Origin of the sequence: Aliamphritea hakodatensis (genome assembly GCF_024347195.1) — a bacterium.
GTDB lineage: Bacteria > Pseudomonadota > Gammaproteobacteria > Pseudomonadales > Balneatricaceae > Amphritea > Amphritea hakodatensis.
This window is the reverse complement of sequence record NZ_AP025281.1, coordinates 4,445,130-4,467,982: the sequence shown is the minus strand read 5'-3', so window position 1 is coordinate 4,467,982 and position 22,853 is coordinate 4,445,130. Positions and strand designations below refer to the sequence as shown.

Genomic DNA, 22,853 nt, shown 5'->3' with positions numbered 1-22,853 from the left:
GATCCATCGGAAATCTCATGAGCCAGGATACCTCTGCAAACCAGATGATAGAGCATCTGCGGGCACAGTTACGTCATCATAATTATCAGTATTATGTGCTGGATGCACCGACGGTTCCGGATGCCGAATATGACCGTTTATTTCAGCAGCTTAAAGCGCTGGAAGATCAGCACCCTGCGCTGATAACCTATGATTCGCCTACTCAGCGGGTAGGTGATGTTCCGTTAAGCAGCTTCGGCCAGGTACGCCATGAAATGCCGATGCTGTCTCTGGATAACGCCTTTGATGCCGATGATATGCGGGCGTTTGACAAGCGCCTGAAAGACCGTCTGGATCAGCCGGATACTGAGCTGGAATATGCCTGCGAGCCTAAGCTGGACGGTATCGCGGTGAGCCTTTTATATGAAGAAGGCAGGCTGATTCGCGGCGCAACCCGGGGAGATGGCTCAACCGGTGAAGATATCACCCAGAACGTCAGAACGATTAACAGTATTCCGTTACGTTTGCTGGGAGAAGGGTATCCCCGTCGTCTTGAGGTCAGGGGTGAGATCTATATGCCCAAAGCGGGTTTTGACAAGCTGAATGATCTGGCGCTGAGTCGGGGAGAAAAGCCATTTGTGAATCCCCGTAACGCGGCAGCGGGCAGTCTGAGACAGCTGGATTCCAGAATAACGGCTTCGCGTCCACTGGAAATGTGCTGTTACAGTGTGGGCGTAGTGGAAGGTGAGCTGGCCGACACCCATACAGGCGTGCTTCAGCAGTTATCTGGCTGGGGCCTGAAAATTAATCCGGAAATGCAGTCGGTTAACGGGGTTGAGGGGTGTCTTGAATATTACACTGATCTTTCTGCCCGGCGGGACGCACTCCCTTATGATATTGACGGTATTGTTTTTAAAGTTAACCCATTGCGGACTCAGCAAAGGCTGGGGTTTGTTTCCCGTGCGCCGCGCTGGGCAATTGCCCATAAGTTCCCTGCTCAGGAAGAACTGACAGAAGTAAAAGCGATTGAGTTTCAGGTTGGCCGAACCGGCGCCGTGACGCCGGTAGCACGGCTTGAGCCGGTGTTTGTTGGCGGTGTTACCGTCAGTAATGCCACGTTACATAATATGGATGAGGTCGAGCGGCTGGGGGTACGTGCCGGTGACAGTGTGATTATCCGCCGTGCCGGAGATGTTATTCCGCAGATCGTCAGTGTGGTTGCAGAGCGCCGTCCGGAAGGGACCGAGCCGGTTGTTATGCCGGAAAACTGCCCGGTATGTGATTCTGCTGTGATCCGCCTTGAAGATGAAGCGGTTGCCCGTTGCTCGGGTGGCCTGAGCTGTGCTGCACAGAGAAAAGAGGCGCTGAAGCATTATATTTCCCGTAAGGCGATGGACATTGATGGTCTGGGGGAAAAACTGATCGATGGGCTGGTTGAACGTGAGCTGGTGCACAGCCCGGCAGATTTATACCATCTTAAGCATCTTCAGCTTTCAAAAATGGAACGCATGGGTCCTAAGTCTGCCAGCAATGTGCTTAACAGTATTGAGGTAAGCAAACAGACCGAGTTGCCCCGTTTTATTTATGCCCTGGGTATCCGTGAAGTGGGTGAGGCCACCGCCCGTACGCTGGCGATGCATTTTGGAAGTCTCGAGGCGGTTCAGGCTGCCGATGAAGATATGCTGCAACAGACGCCAGACGTTGGTCCGGTGGTTGCACGTTATATTCTGAGTTTCTTTCGTCAGCCGCACAATCTTGAAGTTATTCAGGCACTGCGGGAAGCCGGCGTTAGCTGGGCTGATGTTGAAATCAGTGAACAGGCCGTGCCGCTGGAAGGGCAAACCTGGGTTCTTACCGGTACTCTGGAGCAGTTAACCCGGAGTGAAGCGAAGCAGCGGTTGCAGAATCTCGGTGCGAAAGTTGCCGGCAGTGTGTCGAAAAAGACCAGTTATGTTGTGGCCGGTGCGGCCGCAGGTTCAAAGCTGGAGAAGGCTGAGTCTCTGGGCATTGAGGTGCTTGATGAGACTCAGTTACTGGCACGGCTCACTGAACTGGAAAGCTGAATGATCATTCCTCATGATCAGCTTGCCCGGGATACGCTGCTGAATCTTATCGAAGAGTTTGTCACACGGGATGGCACCGACTATGGCGAGGCTGAAGTCGGACTCAGTGACCGCGTTGCGCAGGTTGAAGCAAGGCTTAACAGCGGTGAGGTGGCTATCCTATTCAGTCAGAATACAGGCCTTTGTAATATAGTTTACCGTAACACGCTCTGAAATTTTGTGAGGTGCTTATGGAACAGTTAGACCAGGTTATCACGCTGATTGCGTTGAGTATGGGAGTTGGCTGGGCCAGCGGTATTAATCTTTACGCGGCCATTCTGATGCTGGGGCTGATGGCTAATATGGGGCATATGGCATTGCCCCCCGGCCTCGAGTTGCTGGCCGATCCTATGGTGCTGATCGCAGCAGGCTTCATGTATTGTGTTGAGTTCTTTGCCGATAAAGTCCCCGGTGTGGATACCGGCTGGGATACGCTGCATACCTTTATCAGAATACCTGCCGGTGCGATTCTGGCTGCCGGAGCAATGGGAGAGGTTAACGGTGCCGCTATGCTGGCCGCGGGTCTGGTGGGCGGCACAATGGCAGCGACCAGTCATACACTTAAAGCCGGCAGCAGAGTGCTGATCAATACTTCCCCGGAACCTGTCTCTAACTGGCTGGCTTCATTGTCAGAAGATGTGCTGGTTATTGCGGGCCTGTGGGCTGCGCTCTCTCAGCCGGTTTTCTTTCTGGTGGCGCTGGTTGTCTTTATTTTGTTTGCGGTATGGATATTGCCACGGATCTGGACGGGGATTAAGAAAATCTTTCGCTGGTTTTTTCCGGATAAGGCCATCGTCCCGCAGGGCTCTGAGCCACTCTTAAAAATTAAATAGCTGCCGTGTCAGGCCGGTGCTTTATAAGCTCCGGCTGTCCAGCCATTCGTTGTTTATCAGCGATTGCAGCAAGTCGGTCCGGGTTACGATTCCTTTGATTTCCCCTTCTTCGCTGACGATTGGAATGCAGGTGAGTTTTTTATCTACACAGGTAACGGCGAGCTGGCGAATATTGGTTTCCGGTGTCGCTGTCACGACCTTGGTGTCGTAGCAGCCGTCGATACTGTCTTCCAGATCCTTGCCCATCAGTGATGCCTTGCTCAGGGCCTGCATGAGCAATATCTTGGTGACAACTCCCAGTAATAATCCCTGCCCTGAAAGTACGATCAGATGGTCAATCCGAAGCTGCTGCATTTTGTACAGTGCTGAGCGAATCGGGCTGCCTGAAAGAACGCTTTGTACTGGCTGCGACATGATCATTGCTGCCGGTATATAGCTGCGTGGTTCCGCCTCTGCCGGATTGCTGCTGCGGGCCTGCTGATAGATGTTTGCCGCTTTCTGCCGCGCCCGTGCATTACCCTGCTGCTGTTCTTTATGTTGTGTGGCGGCAACCATATCGCGTTCATGGTCTGCCTGTGTCGCCGTCTCCATAGATTGCGACAGGTTTGTAAGCTGTTCCACGCCTGTGGGCGGAAAATTCGATCTGACAGGTGTCTGTATGCGATACCCTTGATCGTAAATGACCAGTGCCATATGCAGATCCGTTAGTTGATTTACTTATATGTATACCTCTATATCGTCCCTTTTTTCAAATTCTTAATGATAAAACGGGCCGGATTCATAACATTTATCAGATTTTTTTCCAGTGGTATAGGTGTCATATTGAGTATGTCTGCCAGCAATTCACCACCCAGGGGCGCGGTAATCAGCCCCTTAGAGCCATGCGCCAGATTGACATAGAGTCCTGGATGATTTTTTGCCTGGCAGTCAAAACGCCATTTGCTGTCTTTACGCAATCTCTCAAAGTCGCTGATAAATGCATTATAGTCCGGGGCAGCGCCGATGATCGGCAGATAATCTGCTGAAGCACACCGGTGACTTACCCGGCCATGGGGACTTTCAGTTTGAGTCGCGAAATGTCCCGCCAGTTCCGGTAATACATCCTGAAGTTTTTTAAGGTTGCTTTGGTGATCTTCTGCGCGAATTTCATCACTGGGTGTTTTAACGTCAAAACTGGCCCCGAAGCACCACCGGTTATCCAAAGGGGGGGATATGTAACCCTCACCACAAATGACGGTGTTCAGAGCCGGAGCTTGTGGTGTGGTCTGCTGCAGGCTGACCTGCCCGCGGATAGGTTTTACCGGCAGATGGCTGAGTTGTTCAAAGCGTTTGGTTTCACTGGCTCCGGCAACGACTATGATGGCTGATGAGGCGATAAGCTGATCATTGCTGTCATACAGATGCCACTCATCGCCGTTTCGGCTGATCTTTTCTACCCGGGTGTTAAACCGGCAGTGGATATCGGGGTGTTGCAATAAGTAGTGACAGAGTCGCACCGGGCTTACCCAGCCGGCATCAGGAATATACAGGCCTGCATGGGGGACAGGCTGGCCTGCAATCTCACTGGCCTGAAAAGAGTCTACCGCATGGATAAGGGCTTCAGGATAGCGGTTCTCGTCTACCAGCGCCGCCTGACGCTGTTTTTCTTTCTCTGTGGTTGCCAGCTGCAGCATGCCACATTGATTCCAGATGCCGTCAGCCGGCACGTTATTGTTCAGGAAGTTCAGTGCATGCAGAAATCCATGCAGGTGTAACTGGCTGCTGCTGATAGGTTTTGCCGGCAGTTTTGCGTACAGGGCTCCCTGATGATTACCTGAGCCGGCCTGAGCGGCTTCTGGGTGCTGATCAATTACCTCGACTTTCCAGCCTCTGTGTACCAGGCTCCAGGCGGTACAGGCACCAGCCAGTCCGGCGCCTATGATGATGGCGTGTTTCCGGTGGGGCGGGGGTGGAGGGAGTGACAGCCATGGGGTGCCGTTCTCAGCAGGTGGCGCGCTGTTGAACTGACCGGTAAGGATTTCCCGTTTAGGGCCAAATCCCGGAATTTTTTTGATTTCAAAACCTGCAGCCTGCAGGCCTTTGCGGACCTTGCTTGCAGAAGTGAAGGTCGCAAATGTTGTTCCGGGATGGCTGAGTGTTGCCATGATCCGGAATAAATCCTCATGCCACATGTCGGCATTTTTGGAAGGGGCAAATCCGTCCAGAAACCATGCGTCTATATGTGCCGTTAACTGTGAGTACATCTCAGTGGCGTCACCAAACATCAGTGTCAGGTTTATTCGGCTGTCAGGGAAGTTAAGGCGGTGAAAGCCTGACATTAACGGCGGGTACTGACGGATCAGTTCCGGCAGGAGTGCCTGAAACTCCGGCCAGATTTGCATTGCTTTCTGCAGGTCTTCCCGGCTGAAAGGGAAACGTTCGGCGCTGATGTAATGCAACCGGGCATCATAAGGGGCATGTTCCAGCCAGAGTTTCCAGGTACTGAGAAAGTTCATGCCGCTGCCAAAACCGGTTTCAGCAATGACGAAGTTTTGCCCTGCCGATTTTCGGAACCGTTCTTTAAGGTTATTCCCCTGCAGGAATACATAGTCTGTTTCTTCCAGCCCGTTTTCGCTGTTGAAGTAGACATCTTCGTACTGGGTTGAAAATGGCTGATTATCGCACCACCGAAGTTGTGCGTTTGGGCAGGAGGTTTGTTGGCTCATGTCAGGATATCTGCAGGGAAGTCGGATTAAATCGGGGAAACTATGGTACCATTTTCCGCCTTAAAGAAGTTGTACTGACGTTGGGAAGATTGCTTTTTGATGATATCTGTCAGCAATATATCTCCCTGTAAAACGTCGTGATAAACAGAAACTGATTTCGTGATCAGGATGTAAGTGTATGAAAATTGCTGTAGCCGGGACCGGTTATGTGGGCTTATCGAATGCGTTACTGTTGGCGCAGCATAATGAAGTGGTTGCGCTGGATATTGTGGCCGAGCGGGTTGAGTTACTGAATAACCGCCGGGCCCCGATTGTTGATACCGAAATTGAGGCTTTTTTGCAGGATAGCAGTCTGAACTTCTCGGCCACGATGGATAAGCAGGCGGCTTATGACGGGGCCGGGTTTGTCATCATCGCCACCCCGACAGACTATGATCCTGAGACCAACTATTTCAATACCAGCTCGGTTGAGACTGTGGTCCGTGATGTGATGGCGATCAATCCGGATGCGGTGATGGTCATTAAGTCGACGGTACCGGTGGGGTTTACTGCCCGTCTGAAAGACGAGCTTGGCTGTGAACAGCTGATGTTCTCTCCAGAGTTTTTGCGGGAAGGAAAGGCGCTGTACGATAACCTGTATCCTTCGCGGATCATTGTTGGCGAACGTTCAGCCAGGGCTGAGGCTTTTGCTGCATTGCTGCAGGCTGGCGCCCGTAAAGACAGTATTGATGTATTGTTTACCGACGCCACTGAAGCGGAAGCTGTGAAGTTATTTTCGAATACCTATCTGGCGATGCGAGTGGCGTACTTTAATGAGCTGGATTCCTATGCAGAAAGCCATGGCCTGAACAGCGAGCAGATTATCCAGGGGGTGGGCCTGGATCCCCGGATCGGTGATCACTACAACAACCCGTCTTTCGGCTATGGCGGGTATTGTTTGCCCAAGGATACCAAACAGTTACTGGCGAACTTCAAAGATGTGCCCAGTAATATTATCCGGGCAATTGTTGATGCCAATACAACCCGTAAAGATTTCGTCGCTGATTCGGTTATTTCCCGTGCGCCCGGCATTGTCGGTATATACCGTTTGGTGATGAAGTCCGGTTCTGATAATTTCCGCGCCTCGGCGATTCAGGGCATTATGAAACGGATCAAAGCGAAAGGGATTGAAGTGGTAGTCTATGAGCCTGCCCTTGAAGATGACGCCTTTTTTAATTCCCGGGTGATCAGCGATCTTGATGAGTTTAAACGGATTTCTGATGTCGTGGTGGCAAACCGTTTATCTGACGAGATTACTGACATCTCAGATAAGGTGTACACCCGGGATCTGTTTGGCAGCGATTAACCGGCTGCACTGTTTCTAAAATTAACAAAGGCCTCATAAGAGGCCTTTTTCGTCAGTATTATGATCAGTTGCGATACGGATCTGCCGCATCCCTCAAACCATCGCCCATAAAGTTAAAGGCGAGGATGACCAGAATGACCGGTACCACGGGCAGCATCAGCCAGGGATACACTGCGACGTTATTTATGTTTTGTGCTTCGTTGAGCAATACCCCCCAGCTGGTAATAGGGGGGCGCAGACCGAGCCCGAGGAAGGACAGTGCTGTTTCACCCAGGATCATTGCCGGAATGGATAAGGAGGCAGATGCCACCAGGTGGCTGAAGAAGCTGGGCAGCATATGCCGGGAAATGATGCGTGAAGGTTTGGCCCCCATCAGAATTGCTGCCGTCGTATAGTCTTCTTCCCGCAGGGCAAGGATTTTAGAGCGTACGGCTCTGGCAAGGCCTGTCCAGTCGAGCATCGCCAGTATCAGGGTGATACCGAAGAAGATCCATAGGGGGCTCCAGTTAAGCGGTAACAGCGCGGAAAGGGCCATCCACAGGGGGAGTTCCGGGAATGAGCGGATGATTTCTGTTACCCGCTGTACACTGCTATCAATCCAGCCGCCGTAAAAGCCTGCCAGCCCGCCGAAGGTCAGCCCCAGTACAAAGCTGAGTATGATGCCGATCAAACCGATTGTCAGCGAGATCCGGGCGCCGTAGATAATGCGTGAGAGCATATCATGACCCAGCCGGTCGGTACCCAGCAGATACAGGCTGCCGGGGGCATCAACGCACATCAGGTGGGTGTTGCCGCTGAACATTCCCCAGAGTTCGTAATCGTCCCCTTCGCAGAAGAACTGCACCGGGTATTTTTCTGTCCGGTCTTCTGAATATTCCCGGATCAGTTTGTCCATATTGAGCTGATATGACCAGCCATGCACATAAGGGCCGACAAATTTACCTTCATCGAACCAGTAAACTGACTGAGGCGGTGAATAGATCTTATCGGTATGCCGGGTGTCCAGTGCGTACGGCGCAAAGAATTCTGCAAAAAAAGCCACCCCGTAAGTGATGATTAAAAACACCGCCGAGAGCATGGCAATACGGTGACGTTTGAACTTCCACCAGATGAGCTTCCACTGCGATGCCAGAAAGAATTTTTCCTGCTCGGGGCTGAGTGCGCTGGTGGCATGGGGATCAAAAGGCTTGTCACTGACCCAGTGCTGACTCATCGCTGCACACCTCCCTGTAAGCGGATTCGGGGATCAAGCATGGCGAGTAATATATCCGATATAAGGACGCCGACAACGGTCAGTGCCGCCAGGAACATCAGGAAGGAGCCGGCCAGATACATGTCCTGACTTTGCAGAGCGGCAAGCAGAATTGGCCCGGTTGTCGGTAATGAAAGCACTACCGCAACGACTTCTGCACCGGAAATAATGCTTGGCAATAAACTGCCAATATCGGCGATGAAGAAGTTCATCGAGAGGCGCAGCGGGTACTTAATCAGCAACCGTGTCTCACCCAGGCCTTTGGCGCGGCCGGTGACAACGTAAGGTTTACGTAATTCGTCCATCAGGTTAGCCCGTAAACGGCGGATCATACCTGCGGTTCCGGATGTGCCGATGACCAGTACCGGAATCCATAAATGCTCCAGTACGGATTTTACTTTGGCCCAGCTCCAGTCCTGATCCATGAATTCCGGGTCCATCAGGCCCCCGATAGAGGTGCCGAAATAGCGGTTGGCCAGATACAGCATGACCAGCGCCAGCAGGAAGTTGGGGGTAGCTAAGCCTAAAAAGCCTACCAGTGTCAGGCTGTAGTCGCTCCAGCTGTACGGGTGGGTGGCAGAATACATGCCAATAGGAAAGGCAATAAGCCAGGTCACGAGGATGGTAAAGAAGGAGACGATGATGGTGAGCCACATCTTGTCGCCTATAACTTCTGCTACCGGCAGATTATATTCAAAGGAATAGCCCAGATCGCCCTGCACAAATCCGCTAATCCAGACCAGATACTGTTCCCAGAGGGGCTTATCCAAACCGTATTCATGACGCAGAAACTCGATTTTCTGAGGGTCGATACTTTCGCCCTGACTTTCCAGCTCGGCAATATGGCTTTCCAGATAATCACCGGGGGGCAGCTGAATGATGATAAATACCAGGGCGCTGATGACAATCAGCGTTGGAATCATGACCAGAACGCGTTTAAGCAGATACTTCAGCATAGGTCCGTTACCGGCTGATTAAATGAATGTGATGGATGGTTCATTCAGGGTCCTTATAGAAAAATCCGGCCATATTATGAATGCCGAAATAGGCACCCGGGTCCCAGTTATAGAATGCATTTTCGGGCACATTCATCAGATTTTCATTCACAACCATTGGCTGTAAGACGCCACTGACCAGGCCGATAGAAAATACCTGATCGGCGTGTATTTCCAGCATACGGTTCCAGATCCGGGCCTGTTCTTCCACTGAGGATGCCATGCTCCAGTCATTATTCAGGGTAACCAGCTCCTGTACTTCCGGCATCTTTGACGGTTTCCCTTTGCCGGTTTCGTAATACCGGCCCCACTGAGGCCACTGGTACTGATCCTGACGGGTGGGGGCCATTTGTGCAGGGCTCATACTGGCAACCGGCACGCCGTTGGGTAAACCGTACCATGCAGACATAATGGCTTCGCCGGAGAATACCCGGTTACGCAGCACTTCCCGTTGGGTAGGTTTGACGTACATCTGTACGCCAATCCGTTTCCAGCTGTCTTCGACCAGTGAAAGTACGTCGGTTTCTTCTGTGCTCTCGCCGGCGGTTTGCACCAGAATTTCCATCGGATTGCCGTCAGGTAACAGACGAATACCCCGTGAGTCACGTTTGGTCAGACCGATCTCATCCAGTAAACGGTTAGCCGCATCGGTATTGAAATCACTCCAGGCGGTCGCGTATTCGGTTTTAAACAGCGGGCAGCTCGGGAGTACCGTATTCGCCATATCTTTAGCCAGACCGAAATAGACCACCTGATTGATCTCATTGCGGTTAACCGCCATCGACAGTGCCCGGCGGAAACGGACATCCTGCATCAGGGTGCGCCACTGCGGGTCTTTGGCGTTCATGTTCGGATACAGGGCTATCTGGGCACCGCGGCCGGTTTCCCACAGGTTTACCTGATAGTTGCCGTTTTCTTCCCCTTCTTTGAGGAAGGTATAGTTATCCAGCCTCAGGTAACGGGCCTGCAGGTCGACTTCACCGGAGCCGGCTTTTGCCGGAATCAGCCCCGCAGAAGCCAGGTTAATTTCAACTTCGTCGATATAGGGCAGTTGCTGTCCGTTCGGATCAACCCGGTGGAAATAAGGATTACGTTTGAAAATAAACCGTTCCGCAGGCGGGCGGGTCGTATTTACCCAAGGTTGCAAGCTGGGCAGGTCAGGGTTGGTCAGTTTGTACTGCCGGCCTTTGCTGACAAAGAGCCCCCGCCAGTTACGTTTGTGGGCGTCTTCCGTTAACTGGGTGAGTTTTTCCGGTGTCTGGTAATCCGCATGGAACTGCTTCATATAATGGGCAGGCATGTAGATAAACAGTGGGCGGGGGCCAGCCAGTGCCGGTAAAAAGTATGGATTTGGCGTGCTCCATGAATATTTTACCCTGTATTTATCAATGACTTCGAATAGCGGTTTTTCTTTTTGGGACAACAAGTCTTTAGACGGGCCAAACGGTGACAGGGTTTCGTTGGTGGCGATGTCTTCCCAGTAAAAACGGAAGTCTTCTGATGTAAAAGGGGTGCCGTCTGACCAGCGCATTCCCGGGCGCAAGTGTAAGGTAAATATCCGGCCTTCTTCAATTTCTACTTTTCTCAGAATATCGGCTTTAAGCTGTAGCTGATCGTCGTAGCCCACCAGTCGGGAGTAGCCAAAGGCCACCATCAGGCGGATATCTTTTGCCTTTGCCATCAGCATGCGGATTTTGCCGCCGTACTGGCCGGTTTCTTTATCGAAAAAAGACGGTTTTGCCGGTGATTCCGGTAACCGTTCAGCCATTGGCGGAAGTGCACCACTGCTGACCTGTTCGGCGAAATACGGTATCGGTTGCTGCTGGGCAAATACCGGGCTTGCCATACAGCTGGCGATTAACAGTAGGGGAGTACAAAATTTACGGAACATTACAGCGTCGCCTCTCTGACAAAGTGTTGTTCACCAACTTCTTTCAGAATTCCGGCATCGTCTTCGCTCAGGCGGTAAGGGCGAGGCCAGTGTGTCGGTTCCATATGACGACGGTCGAGCTGGCTATAATCTAGCGGCCGCTCCAGTTCGGGGTAAGGAATTGCTGCTAATAATGCATGAGTATAGGGGTGTTGTGGGTTTCGGAACAAGCTGTGACGGGGGGCAATTTCAACCAACTGGCCACGGCACATCACGCCTATTCTGTCTGCTATATAGTCTACCACAGCGAGGTTATGGGAGATAAACAGGTAGGTAAGGTTAAGGTCGCGCTGTAAGTCTTTGAGTAAATTCAGAATCTGCGCCTGTACAGATACATCCAGTGCGGATACCGGTTCGTCCAGGATCAGCAGGTCAGGCTGTAAGGCCAGTGCCCGGGCGATGCTGATGCGCTGTCGCTGGCCACCGGAAAAACTGTGTGGATAACGGTTCAGGAAGCGGGCATCCAGTCCAACCAGCGCCATCAGCTCTTTGGCGCGCTGTTTATGAAATGCAGCATCACCTATGCCGTGAATGACAAAAGGCTCGCAGAGAATGTCCAGAACCGTCATACGCGGGCTCAGGGAGCTAAACGGGTCCTGAAAGACAAACTGCATCTTTTGCCGGAAATCACGCAGTGACGGATCATCCAGTTCCAGCAGATGACGGGATGTGCCTCTGTCGTTATAGACAATGTTTCCCTGAGTAGGGGAAATTGCCCGCATAAGCATTTTACTCAGAGTCGTTTTACCGCAGCCACTTTCGCCCACCAGTCCGAAACTTTCGCCAACCTGTATATCAAGGTTGAAATCTCTGACAGCATGGATAACGGCATTTGATCCCTGCCAGCTGCCATGGCGGGTGTAATAGTCTTTACCCAGTTGCTGAATGCTGAGGTGCGGGGCATGCTCCTTTTCCTGCTGGCTCCAGGGCTTGCGCTGCTGTTGCAGATAATGGCTGTCCAGCTCGACCGGTCGCAAAGACGTCAGGCGGGCGTTATCCGCCATGTCGAAGGTTGGAATGGCGGCAAACAGTGCTTTCAGATAAGGATGCTGAGGGTTATTAAACAGGGCTTCAATCGGCCCCCGTTCTACCACTTCACCGTGAAACATCACGACCACTTCATCTGCCATGTTCGCCACGACCCCCAGGTCGTGGGTAATCAGTAATACTGACATGCCGAATTCGGCCTGCAGGGATTTAATTAACTGAAGGATCTGTGCCTGAACTGTTACATCCAGTGCGGTAGTGGGTTCGTCAGCAATGAGGAGTGCCGGCTGGCAAATAAGTGCCATTGAGATCATTGCCCGCTGTCTTAAACCGCCGGATAGTTCAAAAGGGTATTGGTGCAGTGCTTTTTCAGGGTCGGGAAAGCCGGTTTTTTCCAGCATGCTGAGTACTGCATCCCTGACTCCGCTCTTACTGACCTGTTTATGGAGTTTCAGCGCTTCGCCGATCTGGTCCAACAGGGTATGTACCGGCGACAGGGATACCATCGGTTCCTGAAAAATAATGCTGATTTCGTCACCACGCAGGTCACGCATTGCATGGCTGGTGGGGGCAAGGGTAGCGATATCGACAGTCTGAGCCGGTTTGTTTTTAGGTTTGCAGTGATACTGAATACTGCCGTTACTGATCCGTCCGTTGCTTGGCAGGATGCCCAGAATCGCCTGGGAGGTAACCGATTTACCTGAACCGGATTCCCCGACAATGGCCACCGTTTTACCTTTCGGGATCGTGAAGCTGACATCCTTAACCGCCGGTATTTCACTGCCGTGTACCATAAAACTGACGGCGAGGTTCTGGATTTCCAGTAAAGGCTGATCGGTTGCCTGGTCCTGCATACTCTGTTGTTCGGCGTACATTCGTTAAGGTTCCACCCTGCGACCTAAGGATAAGAAAAAACAGCTCCCTGATAATGACAGCCTTTGGACGGCACTGTAAAGGCTGCCCCGGAGCCTATTTATAACAAAGCGGAATATTTTTAAGCTGTTAGCCAGGTAACACAGTAACTAAAATAGATGTCATAATTGAAATTCACCGCTCTTTAGCGGGATCGCCCGCCTTCTGGAAAATGAGTATGAAAATATTAGTTACCGGCGCTGCAGGTTTTATTGGTTCAGCGACGGCTTTACGTTTGTGTGAGCAGGGGCATCAGGTTATCGGTATTGATAACCTGAATGACTATTACGATCCGGCTCTGAAAGAGGCACGTCTGGCACGTCTGAAAGATGTGGATCACTTTCGCTTCATTAAAATGGATGTCTCCGACCGTGAGGCTGTTGCGGGCTTGTTTGCCGCAGAGAACTTTGACCGGGTCGTTCATCTTGCGGCTCAGGCGGGGGTGCGGTATTCCATTGAAAATCCGATGGCTTATGTGGATTCTAATCTGGTCGGTATAGCAACCATTCTGGAAGGTTGCCGGCATAGCAAGGTTGAGCATCTGGTATATGCCTCATCAAGTTCTGTGTATGGTATGAATGATGAGGTGCCATTTTCAGAAGATCACGGGGTGGATCACCCGGTGTCGTTATATGCGGCAACCAAGAAATCTAATGAGATGATGGCGCACAGCTATTCCCATCTTTATCAGTTACCAACCACCGGATTGCGTTTTTTCACGGTTTATGGCCCTTGGGGGCGTCCTGATATGGCGCCTTTCCTTTTCACCGATGCGATTCTGAATGATCGCCCGATAAAGGTCTTTAACCACGGCAAAATGCAGCGGGACTTCACCTATATTGATGATATTGTTGAAGGGGTTGTACGCGTATTGTCGAATGTGCCTCAGCCGAATTCTGAGGACGCTAAAGACAGTCCGGCAACCAGTTGGGCGCCTTATAAGATCTTTAATATTGGCAATAATGAACCGGTTGAGCTGGGGGATTTTATTGCAGCGATTGAAAGGGCCGCGGGCAAAGACGCTGTTAAAGAGTATTTACCCATGCAGGCAGGGGATGTGCCGCGTACCTATGCTGATGTGGATAAGTTGATATCGCTGGTGGATTTCAAGCCCGCGATGCCCATTGGTGATGGCATGCAGAAGTTCGTTGACTGGTATCGTGAGTATTATCAGAACTGATAAGGCAAGCTGATGCGAGAGGCCGGACGTTGTTAACGTCCGGTTTTTTTGCCTGAGGATCAGCGGGATATATCGATGTTCAGTGTCAGGATCTGCCATTCTCCGTCTGTAAAACGGAATCCCTGAACCGCATTAAAGTCCAGTGTGTGCGGAGGTTTACCCAGCATGTCCCATCCGGATGCGGCCGCATAAATCGCGCGGATAACGCCTTTATGGCACACACAGCCGAATCGCTGATCGCTGTCCTGGCTGCTGATAAGGTCTGCCCAGGCTGTTACCCGCGCACTGACATCCCGGGGGGATTCACCGCCGGGAGGTGACAGATCCAGTCCGCGGGCTTCCTCGCGGGCTAATATCTCTGGTTGGGTGGCGCGCAGTTCTGTCAGCGTCCGGCCTTCCCAGTCGCCCCAGTTCATTTCTATCAGGGCCATTTCGCTCGCTGCATTAATGCTTAACTGTTCCGCCGTTTGCCGGGCCCGTTCCAGTGGGCTGCTGAACCAGCGCAGTGTCTGTAATGCTGCCGGAATCTTACGGTTCCGGAGCTGTTCAATGCCGGCTTCTGCAAGGGGGATATTGGTACGTCCCTGTAAGCGTTTCTGCAGGTTCCATTCAGTGGTTGCGTGGCGCAAGAAGTAAAAATCAGCCATGATCAGGGTGTCCCGGAGTGTCGGTCGGATTGCTTTGTTTGTGTGTTGCTATGGCGTGTGAAATGATGTCGCGCAGTTCTTTTGCAGCATGTTGCAGGCTGTGGTTTTCAGTCACATATTTTCGGGCGTTTAGCTGATATTGCGTTAACTGTTCAGGATGGCTGAGCAATCTATCCACGGCCCGTGCCAGGGCGACAGGGTCACGTGGCGGGCAAAGCATTCCGGTTTGGCCGTTTTCCACCACCGAGTGAACTCCGCCTTCATTGCCTGCCACGACAGAACAGCCTCTGGCCTGAGACTCAAGAAATGTCATCCCCAGCGCTTCATTAACCGCCGGCCAGAGGTTGATGCAAAAGTGTGGCAGGAGCTGTAATAACGCGTCGTTATCCTGTCGGCCGGCAAAACGGACTCTGTGATCGCCGCTGAACAGTGTTTCAACATCTTCCTGACGTTTACCGTCTCCGACGATCAGAAGCTGGAAATCTGCCTGAGTATTGTGAAGGGTTTCAGCCAGTAGCTCATAAGACTTGTACTTATCTCCGTCACGCATCATGGCAACCGTAATCAGCCAGGGCTTACCGGTATCAAGCCGGTAGGTGTGAGCCAACCGGGATTTATTCCCAATCAGTTCTGTGTCAGGCGTTGCTACGAAAGGCGCCAGCCGGTGCAGGGGGGAAGGCACCTGATGTTGGTAATAAGCGTTCAGTGCGATCTGATCAACTGGGTTGATGGTGCAGACTTTGCTGGCAGTGCTCAGCGCTGTGTCCAGTTGCCGGTGATAGGCTTGCCAGGGACCGCGGGCGCGTTTTTCCGCCCAGGAGGCTTCGCAGGCAATATAAGGAATATTCAGTGCTTTGCAGATTATCGGCCCCAGCAGGTCAGGGGCCTTATAGTAGAGATGATAGGTAAACCAGGCGTCCGGGCGGTAGCTCGTGCGTTGCCAGTGCTTAAGGAGCCGGTCCGCCAGTTTTTCTGCCAGCGCGATCATGCGCTGCTGGCGTTCGCTGTCTCCGGTTTTATCGAAGCTGCGTAGCTGGCTGGCAAGCTGTACATCAAAGCCGGCCAGTTGCAGGGCCTGTTGCAACAGGCGGGCTATTTGCCGGTCGCCGGATGGGTTTTTATGCCGGGGAGATTTTAGCGGGGCATAAAAAGCGATTTGTTGCATACAGGCTCCGGGGATCAGCTGCTCTGCGGGCTCTGAAACAAGTCAACCAACTGGTCGATGCCCTGCTCTACATCGAAGTTGTCCCGTAGATGGGTCTGGCCGGCTTTGCCCAGCGTATTCCGCAGTTCCGGTTGCTGAATCAGGGTGTGTAATGCTTCGGCCAGCTGTTCCGGTGATTCAGAGTCTACCAGCAGGCCATTTTCGCCGCTGGTAATCAGTTCCGGTATGCCTGAAATATTGGTTGCCAGGCAGCACAGTGCCTGGCTCTGGGCTTCCATCAGTACATTTGGCAGGCCGTCTCTGTCACCGTCGGCGATGATTTTACTGGCCAGTACAAACAGGTCACTGTTGCGGTAGGATTCGAGGACATCTTCCTGAGGCAGGGCCCCAAGCCAGCTGATGCGATCCGCAATCCCCAACGCTTCTGCCTGCGCCTGTAACGGCTTTAGCAGGGCGCCACCGCCAATGTGGGTGAAGTGCCAGTTAAGCTCGGCAGGTAGCATGGCGAAGGCTTTTAGCAGATCGTCGTAGCCTTTTTTCGGGACGGCCCGGCCAACACTGATAATTTTAACGGTTTCAGCCGGTGTCTCGGGTGCTGTTGTTTGCGGGTAGTTAAAGCGGTCAAAATCCAGGCCATGATAGACGAGTTGCACTTTGTCAGGGTCGTTACTCAGACTTTGCAGATAGGTATGGTTAGCTTTTGTGCAGGTAGCCAGCCATTCCAGTTCCTGAAGTTTTTCCCGCAATTCCCATTCTTCGGAGGTCCAGATATCTTTGGCGTGCGCTGAACAGCTCCAGGGAAGCTGGTTCAGTAAGGCTGAGTAACGGGTGACCGATGCCGGGGTATGCAGGAAATGTGCATACATCTGTTCGACACCTGCGGGCATTTCGGCCGTGAGTACCAGTGCCTGGCCAAAACGCCGGACGCGGTTGCGGCTCATGTCCCGTTTCAGGTCTTTCAAAAAAGCTTTTAATGTTTTGCAGAACGCCCGTTTGCTGATGCAGTGCCCCAGTGCTTTCAGTACCCGCAGAGGTTCCTGATGCAGATATTCGGGAAGGTAAATGACCCGGGCCTGAATTTGCCGGTGAATCGGATGGGTTTGCTTATCCGTTGGATGCCGGAGTGAAACCAGCGTGATATCCATGCCGCGTTTTTCCAGCGCGCGGATTTCCTGAGCAATAAAGGTTTCAGAAAGGCGTGGGTAGCCTTTCAGAATCAGGGCAATTTTTTTCACGTCAATCCTTATTGGTTGGCGGTATTCAGGTTAGCGGTTTAGCAGATCCGGACCTGCAAGCCACTGAATCTTCTCATGTTCATGGCACCAGGTAAAAAAGCGCTGTAAAAAGTCCCAGCAGGCGGGGTCATGGTCCAGATGATGAGTCATCAGGCCACAGGGTTCGGTGGCATCTATCTGGCCGGTACGTTTCAGCTGCAGGTGCCGGGTCAGTTTACTGATGATCTGTTCATCCCCGGCATAACCGCGGTTCTTCCAGTTGATGATGTCCAGATGCACATTCAGCTGCCGGATGTGTTGTGTGTTATCACTGTCAGGGCGGGGGCCCAGTACAGAGAGTTTCTCATAACCGATTTCTTTAAGTTCGGGGAGCAGTGCGTCCGATAGCCGGTTCCAGGGAGGAACCAGCATATCCAGATACTGCTCTTCGAAATGCCCGGATAAGCGTTGCCGGCCGGCAGTGAGGTCGGCACACAGCGTTTCCAGTGGGTAACAGCCGCCCAGCTCAACCTTGCGCATTCCCTCTGTGGCATGGCTCTGATGATTAATGCCGTGCTGTAATACGTAGCTGTAAGGACGGTTCGCAGGCTGACGGATACAGTCCAGACTGGTGTGCAGCTGTTGGGGAATAACCGCCAGATGTACCGGTATCTGAAACTCTCCGGCGAGCGTCAGCAGTTGCCGCAGGGCCGGCGTATCATGTGTGGCGTCATCATCCCGCCACCAGAGTTCTACAGGCGCTTCCCAACGCTGTAATTCCTGTTCCAGTGCTGACCAGCTCATAACGGTGCCTCTTTTTTACAGGTCTGCCTGTGCTGTTCAGCCCAGCGTTTGAGTAACTCAGCTGAATGCTGAGCGCCCTGCATATTTATGGCTGGCCGTTGGTGTTGCTGTTGCCGGGCCTGCAGAATTGCTGCTTTCAGCGTGTCTGCAGTCAGGGCATGTTCCCGGACAATGGTCAGCAGGCCTTTGGCTTCCAGTAACTGGCTGCGGGCGAGCTGTTCGGTTTCACTTTCGGCTTCGAATGGTACAACCACGGCAGGTGTTTCTGTTTGCAGCAAGTCCATAACCGTGTTGTATCCGGCCATTGATACTGACACCCGGGCCCGGCTCAGGCTGTCTATGAAGTCATCTGCCAGTTCAACGACCTGCAGGTTGTCGCAGTTATGTTTAGCCAATAACTCTTTGTCTTCAGGTGCCATATTCGGGCCGGTGATCAGTAACCACTGGCAACCGGCTTCAAAACCACTGGCGTGAAGTTGTTGGGCTGCTTGCAGAATTTCTTTGCCAACAGCGCCGCCACCGATTGACACAACGATCAGGTTCTCACGGGGTTTTGCCAGTGGTTTTTCCGGGCAAACATAGCCGCTGTAGGTTAGCTGGCGCTGAATCTGAGAGGCTTTGGCGAAGCTTTTTTCCAGCGGGGTGAATGCGGGGTCACCGTGAACCAGTACTTGGTCGTATTGCTGCTGAATCAGCTGAATGCATTCATCTTCCCGTTTAGGGCTGCGGGCCTGCAAAATATCCCGGATAGAGCTAACCATTAAGGGCGGCACCGGCTGATTAGCGGCCCATTCAAGTAATGGGGTCAGTTCAAAGCGCATTTGCCGGCGGCCAAAGGGGTAGGTTTCCGTCACAATGACATCCGGCTGCAGCTGATGACACAGCTCCAGCAGTTGCTGGCTGCGATTCAGTTTGTCTGCTGCGCTGAATTCGCTGCCATCAGCCTTTACCAGGCCGGAGAAACCGTTGTCGGCGCTTTTAACCGGATCGAGAAAATGCAGAGTGGCCGGCGCGAAGCTGATATGGGGAACAGGCACGCCGCCGAATATGACATCTGTCTGAACGCCGGCGTTAGCCAGTGCCTGAATTACCAGGGCGGAGCGACGAACGTGGCCTATACCCAAAAGGTACTGTACATAAAACAACACACGGGGAGTTGATGACGTCATAGATATTCCGCGGATGTAAGCTGACTAAGGTGTTTCAGTTTGGAGCCTGTTCGTTATCAATAAGTTCACCGAAACGGCGTGCAACAAAACTCAGGCCTTCGAGCATGCTTGAGCAGGAGTGCTCGGATGGGGGCTTTTGTGTAACCAGTGTCGCGATTGCCTGATGCATGTTTTCAACGCTGCGTTCACCGGCAAGGTCCAGTGCTGTCAGTAAGCCCAGGGACTGTGCCTTCGTGGCGCGGATCAGCTGTTCACGGCGGGGTTTGCTGCGGGGCAGAATCAGGGCCGGGCGGTCAAACGACAGAATTTCACAGAACGTGTTGTAGCCACCCATCGCAATAACCGCGTGGGCGCTGGCCATCAGGTGCTCCAGGTGAGAGCTGAATGTGACCGCTTCAACCTGTTCAAGGGTTTCGGCCCGTTGCAGAAAGCTGTTGCGTTCTGCAGTCGCCATGAACGGACCGAGGACAAACAGTGCAGGCATTGGCTGGGGGGCTGCTTCATAGGCGCGCATAACCCAGTCGATCATTTCGATGCCGTCACCGCCGCCGCCGGGTGTGACAAGAATGTAAGGCTGCTCAGGAATATTGATGCTCTGGGGGTCGATATTTTCCGGTAAGTGACGGGGCAGGTAACCGGAATACTGCATTTTATTATTGATGGCTGCAGAGTTGCCGCTTAAGCCTTCCAGTGGGTTGCCCATGCGTTGCGGACCATATACCCAGATTTCATCGTAAAGGTCTTCGAGTACCGGCCATACCTGCTTCTTTTGCCACTCGACTTCTAATAGTTCCGGATCATCCATGACATCACGTAAGCCGAGTACACACTGGGTCTTTGTGTTTTTGAGCATCTCAAGGGTGCTTTTCACTTCACCTTTTAATCCGGAGGGCTCTTTATCGACCAGGAAGATGTCCGGTGCAAAGGTTTTTGCCGTGTGCAGAATAATGGACTCACGCAGCGCCATTGTATCGGCGAGATCTATGTGCAGGCCCAGCGAGGTGTAATCGCCATTGTGCAGCTTGATGACGCCGGGGATACGGACAAAATCCACCCGGGCTTTGAAGTCAAACCGGCCAATAATCGGTGAACCGGTCAGGATCAGAATCGACAGACCTTTGTATTGATCCACCAGTGCGTGAGCCAGCGCGCGGCAGCGGCGCAGGTGGCCCAGGCCAAATGAGTCATGGCTATAAATAAGTAACCGACAATTATCGAGTTTATTGCGCACGAATTTGGCTCATGGGTCAATGAAAAGGGCTATCTTACAATCGACTAGATGGTAATTGATAGTCCCTGAGGGAACGGATGTTAACACGGGCTGTAAATTTACTGCGTTGTATCTATATATTGGTGCTTAGTGTGCTTCACACCACAAGCCGGCTGTGGTGTGAAAATCTTGTTGCCTGTCAGGAAGAGTCTGCATCAGCCCCGATTACGTTGGCTTTGTCATCGTCGATTTTGTCCTGTCGCCGGATTTCCGGGCTGGCTGTCAATGCAGCTGCACCGGCTTTAGCAATGGTTTGCTGCTGCAGAGCCGCTGCATCCGTTGATTTATCCAGTTCATCGGGCTGATCTGGCAGCAGAACATGTACTGAACGGTGTGCGAAGTGAATATCGTTGGCACTGAGCGCTTCTTTCACCAGGCGGTAGGCCTCACGGCGGATTATCCACTGTTCGCCCGGTACGCAGGTAAATTTCATGCGGAAGATCAGTGCAGATTCCTCAACCCGGATGACACCCTGAGACTTAAGCGGCAGAAGGAAGTGTGGTCCATACTCCTCATGTTCAAGCATCTTCTGGCCAACTTTCTTGATCAGTTTGCGTACCTGTTCAACATTCGTGTCATAGGCCAGACGGAATTCCAGCTTCATGGTGATCCAGTCACGGGAGAGGTTGGTCACGGTGGCCATTTCACTGAAGGGGATAGTCTGTACGGCACCCAGATGGTGGCGCAGGCGGATCGAGCGAATGGATATCCGTTCTACGGTACCCCTGAGGCCTGCAGCTTCGATATATTCACCCCGGCGGAATGCGTCGTCCAGCAGGAAGAAAATTCCGGAGATGACGTCCTGAACCAGTTTCTGTGCACCAAAACCTACAGCGATACCGACGATACCGGCACCGGCCAGTAAGGGTGCTATCTCAACGCCGGCAATGCTGAGTACAGTCAGTATCACGCATACCAGCAGGAATACGAGTAAGAAAGAGCGTACAAGTGGCAATAATGTTTCTGAGCGGGTCGCGCCGGCACCCCCGCCTTCACCTTCAAGGCTTGCCATGCCGTTATCTTCAACAAATGCATCGGCAGGTAAGTGACGCTCAATTGCAGACTGTATCACTTCCCAGACAGCATAAGCGATGACCAGAACGATGATGACATCTACGGACTTATCAATCATGTTGCCCAGGCTGGCCGCCAGCATCTCCCAGGTATCGTAACCGAAGCTGTTTATGACATGGTAAAGAACCGCTGAAATCAGAATGGTACGGATCGCAATTAAGGTGCGTTTGATAAATGTATCGCAACGGCGTTCAAATGAATGGCTCTGGAGCCAGGTGATGTCTTTCAGTTTGTTCAGCAGGACGAAAATAATACGGTCCAGGATTGGGAAGCTGATAGTGATCCACCATGCCGGTGTAATCTGATCTGCCTGGCTGTAATAGCCGAGGAACTCATTAGCTGCCCAGATGGCCCAGATAACCAGTAACCATATAGTAATGATTGTTGGCCACATCTGCCGGACATTTTGTGTAAACAGGGTAGACGCTTCACGGCCATCAGTGAACAGGTTTGTGATGGGCTTACGGTTGAGCACTATGAACATAATGGCAATGCTGTTCATGAGCAGCCCGTTCACTGGCACAATGAGGGCGAACATGATTGCATCGATACCAAACTGATAGAGTAACTGCCAGGATGTTGTTGAAATGTTGTAAACAGCAATAAAACCCACAGACCAGAAATAAAAGCGGCGGGCAAGGTGGCATTCAATGTTCATCAGGCGCAGGCCGGATGCATGGGGGGCCCAGATCAGTTGAGCAATAATGGCAAAGGCCCGGATGCTGATGACCATGTTTAGAATAGCGACTAAGGAAACCCGGTAGATATCTTCAGTATCGTACAGGGTGAGCGGAATGAGGTAAGCGACAACGCTAAAGACAGCCAGTGCTATATAGCTGAAGACGCACCGAAGCAGAAGAAGGCCGAGGCTTTGGCGCCAGTCCAGTGAGTTCTGTTCGGTAATGCGGTCGCACAGGCGTTTGAGTTTATAGCCGACCAGAGCCTCAATAAATAAAGCAATGATCATCATCGCTGTAAAGGTTAACAGTAGTTCAGTAAAGCCATCGGCTCCCTGGCCTTTGGTCATGTTGTGCCACATGGTGACAGTTTGTTCAGACCAGTTGTTAAGGCTGCGAATAAGCTGATCTTTTCGGTCTATTGCGTGTTGCATAAACAGAAATGATGCCATTTTTTCAGAAGAGTACAGGAATTCATCGTCACCGGAGCTGTCAGCGGCAAAAGCCGTTGTTGAAACGGATAACAACAATGCAAAGATAAGTGACCAGGTTTTTAGCATAGGTACTCTCGTTAATGGCTGGATAGCGGACCGTTCGCTATTCGCTGGCACCT

General features: G+C 52.2%; 18 protein-coding genes. 5 read left to right on the top strand and 13 right to left on the bottom strand.

Annotated features, from left to right (window positions below; translation table 11 throughout):
* Positions 1–17 precede the first annotated feature (17 nt).
* Genes ligA through PCI15_RS20240 form a run of 3 tightly spaced genes read left to right on the top strand, consistent with a single transcriptional unit; the run spans position 18 to position 2,914 of the window.
* The gene (ligA, locus tag PCI15_RS20250; protein ID WP_271271730.1) at positions 18–2,042 is read left to right on the top strand and encodes an NAD-dependent DNA ligase LigA; all 2,025 of its coding nucleotides are present in this window, start codon (positions 18–20) and stop codon (positions 2,040–2,042) included.
* Positions 2,043–2,255 (top strand): YheU family protein, encoded by a 213-nt coding sequence (locus PCI15_RS20245; protein WP_271271729.1) that lies wholly within the window; start codon positions 2,043–2,045, stop codon positions 2,253–2,255.
* A gap of 17 nt (positions 2,256–2,272) precedes the next feature.
* Complete coding sequence (locus PCI15_RS20240; RefSeq protein WP_271271728.1) at positions 2,273–2,914, top strand: DUF4126 domain-containing protein; 642 nt, start codon at positions 2,273–2,275, stop codon at positions 2,912–2,914.
* 21 nt (positions 2,915–2,935) lie between these two features.
* Here the strand turns inward: PCI15_RS20240 and PCI15_RS20235 are convergent, their stop codons facing one another.
* Both PCI15_RS20235 and mnmC read right to left on the bottom strand, forming a co-directional pair.
* Positions 2,936–3,535: a CBS domain-containing protein gene (locus tag PCI15_RS20235; RefSeq protein WP_271271727.1), complete on the bottom strand. Its 600-nt coding sequence runs from the start codon at positions 3,533–3,535 to the stop codon at positions 2,936–2,938.
* 110 nt (positions 3,536–3,645) lie between these two features.
* Complete coding sequence (gene mnmC / locus PCI15_RS20230) at positions 3,646–5,619, bottom strand: bifunctional tRNA (5-methylaminomethyl-2-thiouridine)(34)-methyltransferase MnmC2/FAD-dependent 5-carboxymethylaminomethyl-2-thiouridine(34) oxidoreductase MnmC1 (RefSeq protein WP_271271726.1); 1,974 nt, start codon at positions 5,617–5,619, stop codon at positions 3,646–3,648.
* Positions 5,620–5,797: 178 nt separating this feature from the next.
* On the opposite strand from mnmC, the gene PCI15_RS20225 reads away from it, so the two are divergent.
* Positions 5,798–6,964 (top strand): nucleotide sugar dehydrogenase, encoded by a 1,167-nt coding sequence (locus tag PCI15_RS20225; protein WP_271271725.1) that lies wholly within the window; start codon positions 5,798–5,800, stop codon positions 6,962–6,964.
* A 64-nt stretch (positions 6,965–7,028) separates the two neighbouring features.
* Here the strand turns inward: PCI15_RS20225 and PCI15_RS20220 are convergent, their stop codons facing one another.
* The 4 genes from PCI15_RS20220 to PCI15_RS20205 are packed head-to-tail and all read right to left on the bottom strand — an operon-like array spanning position 7,029 to position 13,003.
* On the bottom strand, positions 7,029–8,177 hold the full coding sequence (locus tag PCI15_RS20220) for an ABC transporter permease (protein WP_271271724.1): 1,149 nt from the start codon (positions 8,175–8,177) through the stop codon (positions 7,029–7,031).
* Positions 8,174–9,172 carry an ABC transporter permease gene (locus tag PCI15_RS20215; RefSeq protein ID WP_271271723.1) on the bottom strand — a complete coding sequence of 333 codons (999 nt, stop codon included), beginning with the start codon at positions 9,170–9,172 and terminating at the stop codon, positions 8,174–8,176. The genes PCI15_RS20220 and PCI15_RS20215 overlap by 4 nt, the downstream gene beginning before the upstream one ends.
* Positions 9,173–9,212: 40 nt before the next feature.
* The gene (locus tag PCI15_RS20210) at positions 9,213–11,102 is read right to left on the bottom strand and encodes an ABC transporter substrate-binding protein (protein ID WP_271271722.1); all 1,890 of its coding nucleotides are present in this window, start codon (positions 11,100–11,102) and stop codon (positions 9,213–9,215) included.
* On the bottom strand, positions 11,102–13,003 hold the full coding sequence (locus tag PCI15_RS20205; RefSeq protein WP_271271721.1) for an ABC transporter ATP-binding protein: 1,902 nt from the start codon (positions 13,001–13,003) through the stop codon (positions 11,102–11,104). Before PCI15_RS20205 ends, PCI15_RS20210 begins: the two co-directional genes overlap by 1 nt.
* 215 nt (positions 13,004–13,218) lie before the next feature.
* Between PCI15_RS20205 and PCI15_RS20200 the strand changes: the two genes are divergently transcribed.
* Positions 13,219–14,220, top strand: a complete 1,002-nt coding sequence (locus PCI15_RS20200; protein WP_271271720.1) for an NAD-dependent epimerase — start codon at positions 13,219–13,221, stop codon at positions 14,218–14,220.
* Between the two features lie 59 nt (positions 14,221–14,279).
* Here PCI15_RS20200 and PCI15_RS20195 read toward each other — a convergent pair whose 3' ends face one another.
* The 7 genes from PCI15_RS20195 to PCI15_RS20165 form a co-directional block, all read right to left on the bottom strand.
* The gene (locus PCI15_RS20195; RefSeq protein ID WP_271271719.1) at positions 14,280–14,867 is read right to left on the bottom strand and encodes a histidine phosphatase family protein; all 588 of its coding nucleotides are present in this window, start codon (positions 14,865–14,867) and stop codon (positions 14,280–14,282) included.
* Positions 14,860–16,032, bottom strand: a complete 1,173-nt coding sequence (locus tag PCI15_RS20190; protein WP_271271718.1) for a glycosyltransferase family 4 protein — start codon at positions 16,030–16,032, stop codon at positions 14,860–14,862. Before PCI15_RS20190 ends, PCI15_RS20195 begins: the two co-directional genes overlap by 8 nt.
* Positions 16,033–16,046: 14 nt before the next feature.
* Entirely contained in the window at positions 16,047–17,267 is a 1,221-nt protein-coding gene (locus PCI15_RS20185) for a glycosyltransferase family 4 protein (protein ID WP_271271717.1), read from the bottom strand.
* Positions 17,268–17,297: 30 nt separating this feature from the next.
* Positions 17,298–18,050 (bottom strand): polysaccharide deacetylase family protein, encoded by a 753-nt coding sequence (locus tag PCI15_RS20180; RefSeq protein WP_271271716.1) that lies wholly within the window; start codon positions 18,048–18,050, stop codon positions 17,298–17,300.
* Positions 18,047–19,219, bottom strand: coding sequence for a glycosyltransferase family protein (locus PCI15_RS20175; protein WP_271271715.1), 1,173 nt, complete (start codon positions 19,217–19,219; stop codon positions 18,047–18,049). The genes PCI15_RS20180 and PCI15_RS20175 overlap by 4 nt, the downstream gene beginning before the upstream one ends.
* Positions 19,220–19,253: 34 nt before the next feature.
* A complete protein-coding gene (locus tag PCI15_RS20170; RefSeq protein WP_271271714.1) occupies positions 19,254–20,450 on the bottom strand; it encodes a glycosyltransferase family protein in 1,197 nt (398 codons plus the stop codon).
* A gap of 178 nt (positions 20,451–20,628) precedes the next feature.
* The gene (locus PCI15_RS20165) at positions 20,629–22,800 is read right to left on the bottom strand and encodes a mechanosensitive ion channel family protein (protein ID WP_271271713.1); all 2,172 of its coding nucleotides are present in this window, start codon (positions 22,798–22,800) and stop codon (positions 20,629–20,631) included.
* Between the last annotated feature and the right edge of the window lie 53 nt (positions 22,801–22,853).